This window comes from Flavobacterium olei (assembly GCF_039749035.1).
GTDB classification, from domain to species: domain Bacteria; phylum Bacteroidota; class Bacteroidia; order Flavobacteriales; family Flavobacteriaceae; genus Flavobacterium; species Flavobacterium olei.
In genome coordinates this window covers 66,090-81,162 of sequence record NZ_JBDKWC010000009.1, presented here as the reverse complement: position 1 = coordinate 81,162, position 15,073 = coordinate 66,090, and the positions used below count along the sequence as shown (strand labels likewise).

14 protein-coding genes are annotated in these 15,073 nt (G+C 38.2%); 6 read left to right on the top strand and 8 right to left on the bottom strand.

Annotated elements, in window-relative coordinates; genetic code table 11:
* Nucleotides 1–114: 114 nt before the first annotated feature.
* The 4 genes from ABEB31_RS20705 (at nucleotide 115) to ABEB31_RS20690 (ending at nucleotide 3,549) form a co-directional block, all read left to right on the top strand.
* Nucleotides 115–951, top strand: coding sequence for a DUF6585 family protein (locus ABEB31_RS20705; RefSeq protein WP_347053567.1), 837 nt, complete (start codon nucleotides 115–117; stop codon nucleotides 949–951).
* A gap of 94 nt (nucleotides 952–1,045) precedes the next feature.
* Entirely contained in the window at nucleotides 1,046–1,825 is a 780-nt protein-coding gene (locus tag ABEB31_RS20700; protein ID WP_347053566.1) for a hypothetical protein, read from the top strand.
* A 530-nt stretch (nucleotides 1,826–2,355) separates the two neighbouring features.
* Nucleotides 2,356–3,048: a helix-turn-helix transcriptional regulator gene (locus ABEB31_RS20695; protein WP_347053565.1), complete on the top strand. Its 693-nt coding sequence runs from the start codon at nucleotides 2,356–2,358 to the stop codon at nucleotides 3,046–3,048.
* Between the two features lie 84 nt (nucleotides 3,049–3,132).
* Nucleotides 3,133–3,549 carry a DUF1761 domain-containing protein gene (locus ABEB31_RS20690; protein WP_347053564.1) on the top strand — a complete coding sequence of 139 codons (417 nt, stop codon included), beginning with the start codon at nucleotides 3,133–3,135 and terminating at the stop codon, nucleotides 3,547–3,549.
* 682 nt (nucleotides 3,550–4,231) lie between these two features.
* On the opposite strand, the gene ABEB31_RS20685 is transcribed toward ABEB31_RS20690, so the two are convergent.
* A complete protein-coding gene (locus ABEB31_RS20685; RefSeq protein ID WP_347053563.1) occupies nucleotides 4,232–4,981 on the bottom strand; it encodes an SDR family oxidoreductase in 750 nt (249 codons plus the stop codon).
* A gap of 250 nt (nucleotides 4,982–5,231) precedes the next feature.
* Here ABEB31_RS20685 and ABEB31_RS20680 point away from each other — a divergent pair, with 250 nt between their 5' ends.
* Nucleotides 5,232–7,577 carry an ATP-dependent helicase gene (locus ABEB31_RS20680; protein ID WP_347053562.1) on the top strand — a complete coding sequence of 782 codons (2,346 nt, stop codon included), beginning with the start codon at nucleotides 5,232–5,234 and terminating at the stop codon, nucleotides 7,575–7,577.
* 18 nt (nucleotides 7,578–7,595) lie between these two features.
* Here the strand turns inward: ABEB31_RS20680 and xseB are convergent, their stop codons facing one another.
* The 3 genes from xseB to ABEB31_RS20665 all read right to left on the bottom strand — a co-directional run bounded on the left by xseB (nucleotide 7,596) and on the right by ABEB31_RS20665 (nucleotide 9,610).
* Nucleotides 7,596–7,814 carry an exodeoxyribonuclease VII small subunit gene (gene xseB, locus ABEB31_RS20675; RefSeq protein ID WP_347053561.1) on the bottom strand — a complete coding sequence of 73 codons (219 nt, stop codon included), beginning with the start codon at nucleotides 7,812–7,814 and terminating at the stop codon, nucleotides 7,596–7,598.
* Nucleotides 7,789–9,225 (bottom strand): exodeoxyribonuclease VII large subunit, encoded by a 1,437-nt coding sequence (gene xseA, locus ABEB31_RS20670; protein WP_347053560.1) that lies wholly within the window; start codon nucleotides 9,223–9,225, stop codon nucleotides 7,789–7,791. Before xseA ends, xseB begins: the two co-directional genes overlap by 26 nt.
* Before the next feature lie 139 nt (nucleotides 9,226–9,364).
* On the bottom strand, nucleotides 9,365–9,610 hold the full coding sequence (locus ABEB31_RS20665; protein WP_347053559.1) for a hypothetical protein: 246 nt from the start codon (nucleotides 9,608–9,610) through the stop codon (nucleotides 9,365–9,367).
* Between the two features lie 162 nt (nucleotides 9,611–9,772).
* Between ABEB31_RS20665 and ABEB31_RS20660 the strand changes: the two genes are divergently transcribed.
* Nucleotides 9,773–10,213, top strand: coding sequence for a hypothetical protein (locus tag ABEB31_RS20660; RefSeq protein ID WP_347053558.1), 441 nt, complete (start codon nucleotides 9,773–9,775; stop codon nucleotides 10,211–10,213).
* Between the two features lie 527 nt (nucleotides 10,214–10,740).
* On the opposite strand, the gene ABEB31_RS20655 is transcribed toward ABEB31_RS20660, so the two are convergent.
* From ABEB31_RS20655 to ABEB31_RS20640, 4 genes are all read right to left on the bottom strand, one after another.
* Nucleotides 10,741–11,379: an NAD(P)H-binding protein gene (locus tag ABEB31_RS20655; RefSeq protein WP_347053557.1), complete on the bottom strand. Its 639-nt coding sequence runs from the start codon at nucleotides 11,377–11,379 to the stop codon at nucleotides 10,741–10,743.
* Nucleotides 11,380–11,627: 248 nt separating this feature from the next.
* Nucleotides 11,628–12,224 (bottom strand): IS3 family transposase, encoded by a 597-nt coding sequence (locus ABEB31_RS20650; RefSeq protein ID WP_347053556.1) that lies wholly within the window; start codon nucleotides 12,222–12,224, stop codon nucleotides 11,628–11,630.
* Nucleotides 12,199–13,389: an IS3 family transposase gene (locus ABEB31_RS20645; RefSeq protein WP_347053555.1), complete on the bottom strand. Its 1,191-nt coding sequence runs from the start codon at nucleotides 13,387–13,389 to the stop codon at nucleotides 12,199–12,201. Before ABEB31_RS20645 ends, ABEB31_RS20650 begins: the two co-directional genes overlap by 26 nt.
* Before the next feature lie 557 nt (nucleotides 13,390–13,946).
* On the bottom strand, nucleotides 13,947–14,909 hold the full coding sequence (locus ABEB31_RS20640) for an alpha/beta hydrolase (protein WP_347053554.1): 963 nt from the start codon (nucleotides 14,907–14,909) through the stop codon (nucleotides 13,947–13,949).
* Nucleotides 14,910–15,073: the final 164 nt, after the last annotated feature.

Here is a 15,073-nt window from a genome sequence, read left to right as displayed (position 1 = left end):
AAATCCACTTTTTTCCCTACTGCCATAACTACTTTTGCTATTTTAAAACCATTAGCTAATAATACTTTCAAAGATTTTGATGGTAGTTTAAATCAATGTCAAAACTTATAGATTATGAAATCAAATCCGGAGTTAGGTACGTTTATACTAAATAGCGCAGTCTCACAAGCATTTCTTTATTTTTCATACGTAATACTTGCTTTATTTACAGCAATAAGCCTTTTTATTTATTTCAAAGCGATTATACCTATTAATGAAGGTACAATGAACTTTTCTGGGAACGTTAGTATTTTATATTACTGCATCGTTTTTATTATGGCACTGAGCCTGATTATATGTACAATAGCCATTTATTTATCAAAAGGAGCTGTCTTTAATTTATACCAAAATGCTATTGTTATAGATAATAAAGGCAGTAAGGAAACTTTATATTTTAAGGAGATTCAGGATGTTTATTGGTTTACTTCAGGCAAACGTATATTTGACATCAACAATATTGCGGTTCGAAAAAACAGCACAGCTCAGTGGCATACTATTTCGGCAAGATATTCAAATATTTATAAAGTAATTGCCCTTATACGATCCACACACCGTTCTGTCAATGTGCCCATTCTTTTGAAAAAACTAAAAGACGGTGAAAGCCTGACTTTTACTTATGTCGAATTTAAAGATTTAGCCATGAAACAAATTATGGCTATAAATACCAATGCCTATTTAAATATAAAAACGAAAACTATTTTCTTATTTCAGGATAAATTAGTTTTTGATTCGCAGGTTATTTACTTTAAAGAAATTCACCATTTTTGTATTACTGATTTGACAAATCAAATCCAGCTTATCAATAGTGATGACGAAACAGTGTTTAAAAAATCATACAATTCGGTTTTTAGCGCCGATACTTTTACAGCACTTTTAGATGAATTAATCAATAAGAATAAATTCAAAGACTAATATTTCACTCCCAAACATTAGTTGATTTATAGGAGGTAAAGAATTACATTTTCCTTTAAAGGACCTAATTACCAAAATTAAACTCATAACGTATATGTTAATTTTTATTTATCAAATTATAACCAAGCCTTTACAGACAAAACCAGTTATGGACGAAGTGTGTCCTGTTTGCCATCATAAAGACACGATAGAATTAACGCTCTACATGAGATATATCGCGATGGGAATACCGCTTTTTGGAATGGGCAGGCGAACCGGCGTTTTCTGCACTAACTGCGGAAATATCCTTAAGAGTCCGGATAGCTCCATATTTGCCAAAAAAAGATACTCCCCAAAGGTAGCGCAAGCGATTACTGATATCAGGCACAACCACAAAAGAACTTTATGGCAATTGGTATATCCTTGGTCCATTTGGTTTGTTATGCCGTTCCTGATTTTAATATTATGGGGAATTACTTCGATAAATAAAAAAAGGACCAGCGAAAAAGCAAAAGAATACAAAGAACTACTAATGCACCCTACACCAGGCGATATTTATAAATCAACATGGGTAGAAAACAGTATATCAGCAGGTGTATTGGTAAAATTAATGCGTATAAATGGTGATACTATGTATATAGTTAAAACCAAAAAAAATATTCCTTTTAGTTTTTCTGAAGACGAATGGCATAAACTGGAGGCAGATCCCGGGTCATTTGAGACTAAGGAATATAAAGTAAAGAAATTTTCGGCATTAAAAGAGGCAAATTATGGTGACTTCTTCATGTATCATACTGATGCAAACGGAAGAGAATACCCTAAATATCTGGGCGCGGTACTTAATAGTGAATGCGAAATGGACCTGGGCTTTGAAACTATATACCGCAAAAAATAAACTTTGTGCTATTTATATGCGCAATTAGAAATACCAAAGAAAATATATAAATTCCCCTGGCTTTTTGTATCAAATGGTATATGCTTATTTGAAAGTGACAAGCCTGGTAGCGATGGAATACTGTCATAGGCAGTGAAAGAAATAAACACTAATTATAATAGTTAGTAAAAACCTCTTCGAATTAACAGGTTTTACTATTGAGGCAAATCGGAAATTAATATGCTTTTTTATCCACAAATATCTTAATTCATTTTTTTAAGAAAAAAAAATTAACGCTATTGCGTTAGAATGAAATTTTGTTCTTAGAAGAGTTCCTGCTTCGACGAGGGATCGGAAAGATAAGTTGTTCTAGAATGGGCTTCATCTCCTACTATTGTTTTTTTTTACGTGCCCATATCGTTAAGTGTATATGCACTGATTTATTATATTTTCAGAATAGTGATAACTAACTAGACGAATTATCGATTTAGGGCAGATAGTTTTCCAAAATTAATTAGTTTTATTCCCTATAAAAGCATACAAATCAAATAATGGAGCATACCGATACGAAAAGGCTTTCAAGACTAACTGCCATTTTACTACAATTGCAAACACAGCGTATTATTACAGCACCCGCCCTTGCAGATAAATTCAATATCAGTGTCCGGACCATCTATCGTGATATTAAAGCACTGGAACAAGCAGGCGTTCCCATTTTAACAGAAGAAGGAAAGGGATACACCTTGATGGAAGGTTACAAAATTCCACCTGTGATGTTTACCGAGAGCCAGGCCAATGCATTGATTCTGGCTGAGCAACTGGTATTAAAAAATAAAGACCATTCTTTCATTAAGGACTATTCAGAGGCGATTGATAAAATTAAAGCCGTGCTGCGACAAAGCGAAAGAGATAAAGTGAATTTACTTAGCCAGAGAACGCGATTTAAACAAAATAGCAATAGAGAAAGAACAAGCAACAACCTGTCTTTATTACAGACCACAGTTACAAATTTTTCCCTTACTAAAATTACTTATGTTAACGAAGCCAATATAGCGACAGTTCGTACCATTGAGCCATTTGCGCTGCTTAGCACGACCGAAAACTGGCTAATGATTGCCTGGTGTCACAACCGGCAGGAGTTTAGGTACTTTCGCCTGGACAGAATCAAAAAAATAGAGGTACTCGAAAGGAAGTTCACCCCCCATAAATTAACCCTTCAGGAATTTTTTGACAAATACCATTAAATTTATTTGCACCCCTGACATAAGGCTGTCAAATGACTGTTTTATTTTCGCAAAGTCAATAATGGCAAAGTAAAATTAAACAAAATGATTCATTCAATCTCTGACTTTAACTGGCTGTCTGTCATCGCAGCATTTATTCCTTACTTTCTCCTGGGTGCCCTTTGGTTTACCCTGCTTTTTAAAAAACAGTATATCATTTCACTGGGAAAGGAAAACCATCCCGAACAAAAGCCCGCACCAATTTTTATAATTGGTCCCGCGGTCTGTTGTTTGTTTATCACAATAGCAACGGCATTGTTAATGCACCTTCTAAAAATTGACAGTTATCAATCTGCAGTCGAGTTCGCTATCATTGTTGGTATTGGTTATCTAGTTGCCAATACGATGAATATAGCAATTAATCCCAACATACCAAGGCCGATTTCCTACGGTCTAATCAGCGGTGTTTATCACCTTACAGGAATTCTTATGGTTTGTATTATCCTTTTCGCCATGCAATAATCGTGTATTTTTTTAATTTCAAATATTTGCCATTACAATTGTAATGGCAAACCTAATTATGGACTTTTGCATTTTTAGGCAATTGGACTGCATAGTAGATTTGATGCACGTTGTTGTTGTGGAAATGCGTTTTTGCAGACCTCTGCTATGATATCCGTTGTAATAAAACTCCTTATTCAACGTTTTAGCCCCGATAGTAGCAGAAATCCTTCTGCACCGGGGTCCGGCGCAGAAGATTGAAGCGGATAGCGGGAAAAAGCTCCCAAAAATATATATAATTGACATTAACCGGGCAAAGAAGATCGCAACGCAAAAGATAGAGTTCCAAAAAAACAGCATTATTTTAAGCACACACAGGAAGCGACTTTTGAGAAAATCCCGGAGAAGTTTCTTCCACAGCCAACGCGGCCCTTTAAATTATTCGTAGGCCCGCAGCAGGGGAGCCGCATTATTGCTCCATGCCTTTGTTTTTTAAATCCGGTTTCGCCTCCAGAGAACAGCATTAAAAAAATTTAAAATAAAAAAAGAGCTGCCAGGCAGCTCTTTGTGCGTATATAAATGTCAATTGGCAGGTACTGTAACAGGGATGATCTAAAATCATACCAAACTAATCATCTGTCTTAAATATCCCTCCAAGTACAGGTAAAACAGAAAAAGAGGTCATCTTAAATTGTAATCCATCTTAGAGTCCGGAATTATCGTTTTCCCTATGGTAGATGTCGCTGAATATTGCCGCGAGCTTTGAAGGCTCCTCTTTCCAGGCATTAAACATGCCGATACCCATTTCGTCGGGAACGATGTCTAAGTCGCCCTGCTCCACCCTGTCCAGTATTATTTTGGCTATGCTGTCGGGCGCCGGCATTTCCCAATCACTTCCCTTATTCATATCGGTATCAATTGCGCCGGGATTTACCATATGAACGGTTACCCCTTTTTTAAATAATTCTATTCGTGCCGACAATGTGGCCGAGAACAGTGCCGCTTTTGAAGCTGCATAACCCGCGATGGAAGGCAAGGGAGAGTATGCAGCAATAGAAATTATATTTATCATATTGGAAGGCGCATTGCTTTCTAAAGTTGGAGCAAAGGCCCTGATCATACGAACTGTCCCGTAATAATTAGTATCCATATCATGCTCCAACCCGGAAATTTCCCCTTCCAGGATGGTGCCGGCATTTAGTGAGCCTGCATTATTTATAAGTATTTGTACATCTTTAGTCCTCTGAGCCAGTGCGGCAATCTGATGGGGATCGGTGATGTCCAGCTGCAAGGGAACTACCCTGTCGCTTCCAAAATCGGGCATGGTATTTAAATCCCTGCCAGCAGCATAAATTTTCGCTGCACCTTTTTTCAATGCCGCGGTCACAAGCTCTTTTCCAATTCCTCTGTTTGCTCCTGTTACCAGCAGCACTTTGTCTTTTAATGTTTGCATATCCATATTTTTTAATTCCTAATTGTTACACAAAAATATACCGGCCAGATCGGTTATAAAATCTGAAACTTGCTCAATGGTTGCCTTCAGGGACATCTGATGCCATTTGGTAGATTCTATTCTGCAGGCTCTCAAGGCCTTCCCATTGGAATAAATTCCCTAAATTTGTGCATCACAGCGCTCTGTCCCTATCGCTGTATAAGGGGTGTGCCTTATAGTCTGCCTTTAATTATTTTAATATTATTCTGTTATGACCGATCCGATTTTAGAAAACCTTAATCCCAAACAGCTTCAGGCAGTTAAAACCACTGAGGGCTATGTGCGTGTTATTGCCGGTGCCGGTTCGGGAAAAACAAAGGCCCTGACCTCCCGTTTTGCCTATATCGTGGACAGGCTCGGCATCAATTCTTCCAATATCCTGTGTGTGACCTTTACCAACAAGGCCGCCCAGGAAATGAAAAAACGCGTCAAGGCGCTTATCGGCGATCTTTACGATGTGAGTTTCATCACCACCTATCACGGTTTTTGCGTTCGCTTTTTGCGGGAGGAAATAAACAAGATCCACTACCCAAAAAACTTTATCATACTGGATGCCGAGGACCAGAAAACCATACTGCGCGATGTTTTCAATGAACTGGAAATCAATTCCAAAAACCTGACTTTCAAGCAGGTCCTGCGCTTTATCTCCAAACAGAAAAGCACCTCGGATTACCTGGGCTATATGATTGAAAACAAAACCTTTATTGCGGATGAAAAAGACACGCTTTCCAGTCAGGTCTACCAGAAATACCTCGACAAACAAAAACGCAACTATGCCCTGGATTTTGATGACCTCATCCATTTTACAGCATTTATACTGGACAGCAATCCCGACGTGCTTTCCAAATGGCAGCAAATGCTGCATTACATACAGGTAGATGAGGCGCAGGACAGCTCCGACAGCCAGTTCCACCTCGTGGAGATGCTCTCGCGCGTACACCAGAACCTTTTTCTGGTAGGCGACCCGGATCAGACTATCTACGAGTGGCGTGGGGCTAAACCTGAATATCTTGTCGACTTCGACCAGATGTTCCCCGATACCCAGACCATCATCATGAACCAGAATTACCGCTCCACTCCCAACATCCTGAAAGTCGGCAACCATATTATCAAAAACAACAAGATCAGGGTAGACAAGGATATGGTGACCGACAACCCAGAAGGGGTTGAAGTGGTGCATTTCCACGGTAAAAATGATTTTGAGGAAACGCTTTGGGTGGCAACAGAGATCAAGGGAATAGTAAAGGATGAGAATGCGTCCTATTCCGATATCACGATACTCTACCGCTCGAACCATCTCTCCCGAAATATAGAGCAGGCGCTCATCAAGGACAATATCCCGTATATCATTTTTGGCGGGGTACGTTTTTTTGAACGCAAAGAAATCAAGGATGTACTCTCTTTTTTAAGGCTGATTGTCCAGGGGGACAACTTCTCGTTCCTTCGCCTGTTCAACCATCCTACAAGGGGACTGGGCAAAAAGTTCATCGAAAGGCTGAGCCTTCTGGCCGGGGAACAAAACCTCTCGCTGCTTCAGGCATTAGAAAGAAATATACAAGATAAGGAACTCCATAAAAAAGGTGCGCTAGATTTTCTCAGCCTGGTCGCCGAATTAAAAAAAGATGCTGAAACTAATTCTATATCAGATCTTGTAAAGATTATACTGGACAAAAGCGGGCTTTCCGAGCTCTACCGCAAGGATGGCGATGAGGACAGGCTCGAGAACATCAAGGAACTGGTAAGCTCCATGCTGCTGCTGGAAAAAGAAAACAACGGTCCGGTGAATATTATCGAATACCTGCAGGAGGTTTCCCTTTATACCGATCTGGATAAGGATACCGAAAATCAGGACAAGGTGCGCCTGATGACCATTCACATCTCTAAGGGGCTGGAATTCCCATACGTGTTTTTGTGCGGGTTTACCGAAGGGGTGCTTCCAAGTGCGCTTTCGATCAAAGAAAGGAGAAAACGCGCCATCGAGGAAGAAAGACGATTAATGTATGTAGCGGTGACAAGGGCCGAGAAAAGGTTCTACATGACAGACTCGGAAGGCTTTAATTTCACAACAGGACTCAACAAATACCCGTCCCGGTTCCTTTTTGAAATCAAAGAGGAATTCTATGTGCGCAAAGGAAAACTCTCTGCTGGGATCCTGCAGAACGCCCAAACTAGCGCTGCTGCAAAAACATTAGAAGATACCGCCTTCTCCGTCGGGGATATGGTCATGCACCCGGTATGGAACAAAGGGCAGATACAGCATGTGGACAGGGAAAAAAACCAGTATAGGGTCCACTTTTTTGAGATGGGAAAAGAAAAACCCATTGATTTTGCTTTTCGTTTTCTCACGGCCGCATCCGATGGACATCAGGATTCTTCCCCTGCTGAACTCTTAAGCCTGCAGGAAAGCCTGAAGACCGCTCCGGATCCCTTTCAGGATGAGTGGCAATCCGGCGCTGAAGCTGATGCTGTTTTCAAAAACGAAGACAACACTGAGCTGTTTGATGACGACAATAAAAAAAACGATTCCCAAAAAAAATGGTACAAGCCCTGGGAATAACTCCCCGCGGGATCAGTATCATTTTTCAGGATCCGGCTGCTTCTCCATACCGTCTATAATTTTGCCCACTTCGGTCTCGGTGGCCTTAAGCCTGCCCTGGCAGAACGCAATAAGCTCAGAAGCCCTTTTTACCTTAGCGGCAAGTTCATCTACTGAAATGGTTTCATTTTCTATTTCCCCGGAAATTGCTGTAAGCTCATTCCAGGCCTTCTCATAGGTCAGTGTCTCTTCCATCATAGGTTTCTTTGTTTGTAACGGTGGTTTTAAGTAGGGTATCGTAAAGGAGTACTTCAATCTGGTCTCCTTCTTTTATCTGCTCTGTACTGCTGGTAATTTTCCCTTGGGCCCTCACAACGGCATATCCTTTTCTAAGGATGTTCCGAGGGGACATCATCCGGATGCTTTTCTGCATATGCTCCAGATTCAGCTTCCCGGTTTTAAGGTACCCGGCTGTAAAAAGCTTGAGGTTTGCGGCCACAAATACTATCTCACTCCTGCGGCGTTCCATAAGGTTTTGCGAGAGGTTCGCGGTCCTCTGCCCGGTTAAGGCGAGCTGCCGATTGTTCTCATGCAGGATGTCCTTCACATTTCCCGCGAGTTTTTGCCTGGTACCATACAGCTGTTCTTTGTGCCGGGTCAGCAATTCCACTGAACTGCGGGAAATATTTTTCTTGAGCACTTCGAGCTCCCTGTATTGGTTTAAGAACAGCTTCTGGGACTTAATTACGATATGCTGCTGAAGCGAAAGCAGTCCCAGTTCAAATTTTCGGTTGTGGGCAATAATAAATTCCGCGGCCTTGGTAGGTGTTTTGGTATGGGTGTGCGCCATTAAATCTGTAATGCTTACATTTTTCTGGTGTCCGATCCCCGTGATAATGGGAATGGGGAATTTGGCTGTTGCCCTTCCGATGCTGTAATTGTCAAAGATCAGAAAATCGGACTGCGCCCCGCCTCCCCTTGTAATGACCAGGGCATCGTACGGGATACCACTGTTATAGACTTCGATGAGTTTATCCAGAAAAAGTTTTGCATTGTTGTCTCCCTGCACTATCGTATAATAAGCATCAATCTGGAAGCTATAACCAAAATCATTGTGCTGCAGGGTATGACGGAAATCCTCATTACCCGCCGAATTGCTCGCTGATATAACGGCAACCCGCTGGATCACCAACGGGAGTTTCAGACGGCTGTTCAGAGTGGAATATCCCTCAGGGGTCTTTATGATATAATCATTCTCGGCTTCCAGTCTTTTAAGGGTGGCATTTCGCTGCTGTTCCAAAACACCCAGCGTAAAATTTACGTCTATATCCAGCACATTTACAGAGAGCCCGTACAGCGGATGGTAATCCACACTGACCTTCACCAGTACATGAAGGTTATTGGTAAAACGCTGTCCGGTCTTCTTTTCAAAATCAGATAAATGAACTGCCCCCTCACCCCATGCCTTTCCCATGATTTTCGCGGTTATGGCGCTGTTCTTTTCCCCTTTCTCGACCAGTTCAAAATAATGGATCGTTTTATCGGCCTTATAACTATGGCTGGTCACATCGGCCACTACCCAATAGGTGTGCCCCTGGAAACGGTCCTGGACCGCCTGATGGATCTGGTAGTTCAGCTGAGAGAGTGTGATAAAATTTTCCGGTCCCATAGTGATTTAAGAAAGGGCGGCTTTCTATTTTCTGCCGAAAGGCTAAGATAGCAATAATATGCTCTAATGTAAAAATATGCCCCCAAGGTGGTCGTCTTGTCATCTAAAATAATGTAGACAGGCAATACTGCTCTGCCTATTATTTTAAGGTAATGCTATCGCTGAGGTTCTCTGAATTTATAAACGCTGCGATATACTGCTGCACTTCATTGCGCTTCTCACGGGCCGTTTCAAACGTATTGATATGAAATTCATCGTCCTGGTCCAGGATATGGATAATCTCGGTGTAGCCTTTTGAAATAAGGCTGCCTTTGAGCTTAAGTATCGTATGCTGCTGGCGGGCATCCAAATCTTTTCTCACCTTTAGTTGTATCGCGTTTTCCATTGTGAAAGATCAGCTAATTTGTTTTCGTATATTTCTGTATTCAAATATAATTATTTAGATCTGATGCACACTACGCCCCAATGTTAAAAACAATGTAAAAACTCAAATAAAATTTACCACTAAACAATTGGAAATCCTAATTATATAAAGGAAACAAATTCTATGAATGATCTCACGATTGTTTTTGAATATTACAAATGCATCAAGATTGATTTTAAAAATCAAACAATTGAAGCATATTATCGTGACCTATCTTGTAAAGACACTATTTTGTTTACTAAGAATGACCTCCTTAAACTAAATCAGGCAATATCACAAAATAAAATTGATAAACAAACGAGAGAATTCAGCTATCCTAAATGCAACTGGCTAATGCCTAGTTTTGAGGATAAGATAGAAGTGCTTAAAGATGGGAAAATAATTAATTCCATTAAAATAAATTATGCTCCCAATTGCGCTGACGACAAAAAACCTGGGGATGTGGAAAACAGAATTAGAACATTTGGAATTGAAGTTAGAAATTTAATCCTAAAAAAACCATTTTTCAAAAGAGCCTTAGATTCCTTAAAAGTATTTACATCAAAAAGAAAAGGGATAGTTTAATTCTGGCAGTTGAAACCATTCTTTCAATATTCTTGTGGATGATATTGAAGTGGTTCTTCTATGTAATTCCTCTTTGGTTAATTGAAAAATTTTTAATTATTATTTAATTTGTAAGCTTGATATGTATAATTTTCTATAAAACGGTTAGCAAATTTTATAATAGTATTGCTGTTTATTGCCAATTGTTCAGCAATTTTTAATAATTTTTTTCTCTTTATATAAACTATTTATAGCTCTGTAACTTTAAAACATTAAGTTGGATTTTTACTCACTTTATCTCGTTTAAGACAATATTAAAACAAAAAAAGATGAGCAGTACTGCTAGTCCTGCACTGATTGATATAGTGAGCGCAATAAATTAAAATTACCTAATAATATAAAAACCCGCCGATTTAATAGTATCAGCGGGTCGCATTGTGGCGTATAAATGATATACAAATTTACAAATATTACTCTAAAAACCAATTAATAACTTAATGTTTAACACTTTAAAAATATTCTCGCTCAAAATTATTACCTCTTACAGGTCAAAATTCAGCTATTTCCTGAAGTTTTACAACAGACGTTCCCTGGGGTAATTTCCAGGGTGCCTTGGCCAGTTTCATCGCCAACACTTCTGTTGAAAGAGGTTTATATCTCTTCAGTAGGCTGATGCTGTTGAAAAATCCTAGAAGTTTTACCAATATTTTCTCATTCGTTCTTTTACTTCCTTTGCGCACAAGGAGTCCGGGCCTGAAAATTATAAATTGTCCGAAGCCCATCGTTGTTATAGCGCTTTCTAATTCGCCTTTCATTCTGGAATAGAAAACCCTGCTTTTTGGTGATGCGCCAGATGAAGAAACAAGAACAACGGAATTCACCCTGTTATCCCTGGCTATTTTTGTAAAACCGACAGGAATTCCATAATCAACCTCCCACTGCCTCGGTTGGGAGCCGGCATCGTTGATAGTAGTTCCCAGACAGGAAAATAAAACATCTCCCGTGATATATTCACTGTATTGACTCAGCTGGGAAAAGTCAATCACATGCTCGACTAGTTTGGGATGTGACCTTCCGGTAGGACGTCTTACAAAGATGGTTATTGCGGTGTAATTGTCATCCTGTATTAATTCGTCTAAAAGGAATTTGCCCGTAGCTCCTGTCGCCCCTATTACTAATGCCTTCATATCCTGTGTATTAAATAATGAGTTTAAGTTTATCTGCTGTGTATCGGAAAATTTACTTACCTAAGTTAGCAAAAAATTATTTAATTACGATTTTAGACTCCCAATAGGATGTTTTCAGATTTATTGAAATTCTACTGTCTTACAAAGTTCGTCTTTTCCTGATTAGGCTTTTAACTACATCTTAACAATTAAAAAAGCAAAAATTAGTTTTAATTAAATGCTACATTAATTTTTTATGAAAGAACAGGCTAAGGCTTTTTTATCAAAACTCGCATGCCTAGTTCTCTCATATATTTGAGCACTGTAGTGTGTGATAATACAAAACCAGATTTTTTAAGCTCCGCAGCAATCCGATGGCATCCGTAAGTTTCTTTGGAAGCAGAAAAAATTGCGCTAATTTCCTTTTTCAAGTCAACTCTCCATTTTTGACTTTCCAACGGAATTCCTCTTTTCCAAATTCTATAGGTACCTCGATTTAATCCCAATGCCAGGCACATCAGTCTTACTGAGTATCTTTTCTCGTTTTCTACCATAAAAGAGAAAAGCGATTCCCTCCCGGCATTTATGCATTTACTTGCATTTTTAATGACTTCGAATCTCATTTCATTCTCTTTAATTTTCTTTTCGAGATTGTAAATCTTTTTTTCATCAGAACTCAATATCAGGTTTCCATATCCTGGAAAACTTGCACTTCCATATTTTTTAAACTCTTTACGCCAAAGAAAAAGCAGGTTTTTATCAATCTGCAGCTCTCTCGAAGTCTGAGCCAGATTTCCATTCTGATAGCTTAAGAATACCGCCTTGAATTTGAATTCACGATCATAATTTTTCCTTGCGCTTTTCATTCTTACCAGTATTTTCGTCATTGAACTCTTCTATTGTTGTATAATCAAGATAAGAATGGATTCTCTTTTTATTATACCAGTTTTCTATATAATCAAAAATTTCATTTCTCATTTCCATTGCTGATAATAATCTGGTTTGTTTATAAATCAATTCTCTTTTTAATGTATTAAAAAAACTTTCAGCTACAGCGTTATCAATACTGACTCCGGTAAAACTCATACTTCTTAGACAGTTCCATTCAGTTAGTTTATTTGTAAACATTTTATTGGCATATTGTGCGCCTTTATCTGAATGAAATACCAATCCTTCTGAAATAGGACGATTAGTTACTGCCTTTTCAAATGCAGGTAAAATGGTTGCTTGAGCAGAAAGTCCGTGACTTAAATGCCAGCCTATAATCTTTCGATCATATAAATCCATAATAATAGTCAGATATAAAAATCTTTTATGTATCTGAATATAAGTTATATCTGAAACCCATACTTTGCACGGTTCATCAATCTTAAATTGTCTGTTTAAAATATTTGGAGCAATGTATAGATTATGTTTTGAGTCAGTTGTCGCTTTGAATCTCTTTTTTACTTTACTGCGTAAACCAAGTTGCTTCATATAAAATGACACCTGTGTATCAGAAATTTGAAATCCTCGGTTTCGGAGTTCTCTAGTAATCAATATACTTCCCTTGTATTGTTTGAATTGAAAAAAAATAGAAGTTATTTCTTTCTTAAGCAGATGTACACGGTTTTTCGTCTTCGAAAAAGGTTGTCTAGTCCATAAATAATATGTTGAATGTGAAATTCCTAAAATTTCAAACATTTTATAAACAGAATATTTTTCTCTGTTTTGATATATAAAACTGCAAATTTCGTGCTTGCCTTTGTACATGTACTGAAGCCCTTTTTTAAATATTTCCAGATTCAATTCAGATTCGGTCAGTTTTACTTCTAAATCGTAAATTTTTTTATTGGTGTAATATACTCTTTTATGACCTAGACCCGGAAAGCTTCCTTTTCCAAACCTGCTGTAAATAACACGCCATTTGGAAAGTATTTTGGCGCTTATATTTAATTCTTCAGCAGTCTCTTTAACTGTGTTTCTTAGATAACTTAACAAAACCGCATTTTCTTTAAAAATAGGATCGTAATGTCTAATATTGTCCTTCATAAATCGTGGTTTTAATGACACAATAGATTCTACCAAACTGATAATACGCAAGTTAAAAACTATAAAATTAAGAATTAAAACGAAGACTATGCAAATTGAAATAAATCAATTTATTGCTGTGGCAGAAAAACTAGTAAGAATGAGCTAAATATTTATGTTAGGCCTTTCAAATAAAGGGTTCTATTTTATTTATAGAATATTTCAAATACCCTCCATCCTAACCCACTCCTTCTTCACCGGTCAAAATCATACTAAAAAAAGTTTCAACAATTAAACAATCTGAAAATAGAAAAGTATTAATAAAATATAAAATTGATAATATACAAAACAATAAGTACCTACCTACTTCACTAACTAACTAACTAACTAACTAACTAACTAACTAACTAACTAACTAACTAACTAAATAAATAACTAACTAACTAACTAACTAACTACAATAGTCAGGAAGCCCACATAGCAGTAATAGTAAGTGGGCTTCTTTTGACTTTTTATAAATGGCGTAATCGTATTCAACTATTACAACTTTTTATAAATGGCGTAATCGTATTCAACTGTTACAAATTGGATTCGAAGAAAGTCACCATTTTATCCCAAGGGATATAGTCGTTATCCCCGCCATCATAAAGATCAACATGTGTAGCATCTGGAACGATGTAGAGTTCTTTATTTTCCGGATAACGGTTACCCTTTATCATATATTTGAATGCATCTTCGCTGAAGAATCTACTATTAGCTTTCCCCCCATGTATCACTAATACCGGCGTACGAATTTCATTACTATAATGAAGGAAATCAGCATTGGCATAGGCTTGGGTGCCCCAAATATGCATGCCATTATTTCCGCTCCGTTCGTGATAAGCACGAGAAGTCTTGTAATAATTACTTAGCTCCTTTAGATAGGCAGGTGCATCCGCAGGAAGGTTTTCAGGATTAGGAATGCCACCTTCCATCACATAGTTCCCTGACAGTGCATCAGCAGTTCTTTGTTTAGACATAGTATCGCGCGCAGCATATCTTTCCTCTTCACTGCCTAATGCTTTTACGCGTGTCATGTTGTACATGGTTGATGACACCGTTGCCTTTATACGCGTGTCAGCTGCTGCCGCATTAAGGGCTATGCTTCCCCATCCACAAACACCTATAATTCCTATTCGATCAGCATCTACGTTGGATTGTATGCTTAGGCAATCTACTGCTGACATAAAATCGTCTGTATTTATGTCAGGGGAGGTAGTTTGCCGAGGTGTTCCCGAACTCTCGCCCGTAAAAGACGGATCAAAAGCCAATGTAATAAAACCATGCTCTGCCATAGTTTGTGCATAGAGACCTGCCGCTTGCTCTTTACAAGCGCCAAATGGACCACTTACAGCGATAGCAGGAAGTTTTCCATCAGCGACCTTGGGTATATAGAGATCTGCTGCTAATATGATTCCAAACCCGTTTTTAAATGTAACTTTACTGTGATTTACCTTTTCACTTTTCGGAAATACCTTATCCCACTCTTTTGTTAATGCCATTTTGTTATATATTTTAGTCAATACTTTTAATGTAAATTGCTCAAAGTGCAAATTTCGGTTGCAAATTTCAGTTATGATGTATACATAATATAGATTTGTTTACCATTTTTACAGATTTATGAATAAGTCAAAAAAAAAATAAAACCCTTAATTAACTTTGTGTT

Bases quoted from the DNA above. Each gene is read 5' to 3' on its own strand.
- ABEB31_RS20705 (WP_347053567.1), top strand. From the start codon at position 115: ATGAAATCAAATCCGGAGTTAGGTACGTTTATACTAAATAGCGCAGTC.
- ABEB31_RS20700 (WP_347053566.1), top strand. From the start codon at position 1,046: ATGTTAATTTTTATTTATCAAATTATAACCAAGCCTTTACAGACAAAA.
- ABEB31_RS20695 (WP_347053565.1), top strand. From the start codon at position 2,356: ATGGAGCATACCGATACGAAAAGGCTTTCAAGACTAACTGCCATTTTA.
- ABEB31_RS20690 (WP_347053564.1), top strand. From the start codon at position 3,133: ATGATTCATTCAATCTCTGACTTTAACTGGCTGTCTGTCATCGCAGCA.
- ABEB31_RS20685 (WP_347053563.1), bottom strand. From the start codon at position 4,981: ATGCAAACATTAAAAGACAAAGTGCTGCTGGTAACAGGAGCAAACAGA.
- ABEB31_RS20680 (WP_347053562.1), top strand. From the start codon at position 5,232: ATGACCGATCCGATTTTAGAAAACCTTAATCCCAAACAGCTTCAGGCA.
- xseB (WP_347053561.1), bottom strand. From the start codon at position 7,814: ATGATGGAAGAGACACTGACCTATGAGAAGGCCTGGAATGAGCTTACA.
- xseA (WP_347053560.1), bottom strand. From the start codon at position 9,225: ATGGGACCGGAAAATTTTATCACACTCTCTCAGCTGAACTACCAGATC.
- ABEB31_RS20665 (WP_347053559.1), bottom strand. From the start codon at position 9,610: ATGGAAAACGCGATACAACTAAAGGTGAGAAAAGATTTGGATGCCCGC.
- ABEB31_RS20660 (WP_347053558.1), top strand. From the start codon at position 9,773: ATGAATGATCTCACGATTGTTTTTGAATATTACAAATGCATCAAGATT.
- ABEB31_RS20655 (WP_347053557.1), bottom strand. From the start codon at position 11,379: ATGAAGGCATTAGTAATAGGGGCGACAGGAGCTACGGGCAAATTCCTT.
- ABEB31_RS20650 (WP_347053556.1), bottom strand. From the start codon at position 12,224: ATGAAAAGCGCAAGGAAAAATTATGATCGTGAATTCAAATTCAAGGCG.
- ABEB31_RS20645 (WP_347053555.1), bottom strand. From the start codon at position 13,389: ATGAAGGACAATATTAGACATTACGATCCTATTTTTAAAGAAAATGCG.
- ABEB31_RS20640 (WP_347053554.1), bottom strand. From the start codon at position 14,909: ATGGCATTAACAAAAGAGTGGGATAAGGTATTTCCGAAAAGTGAAAAG.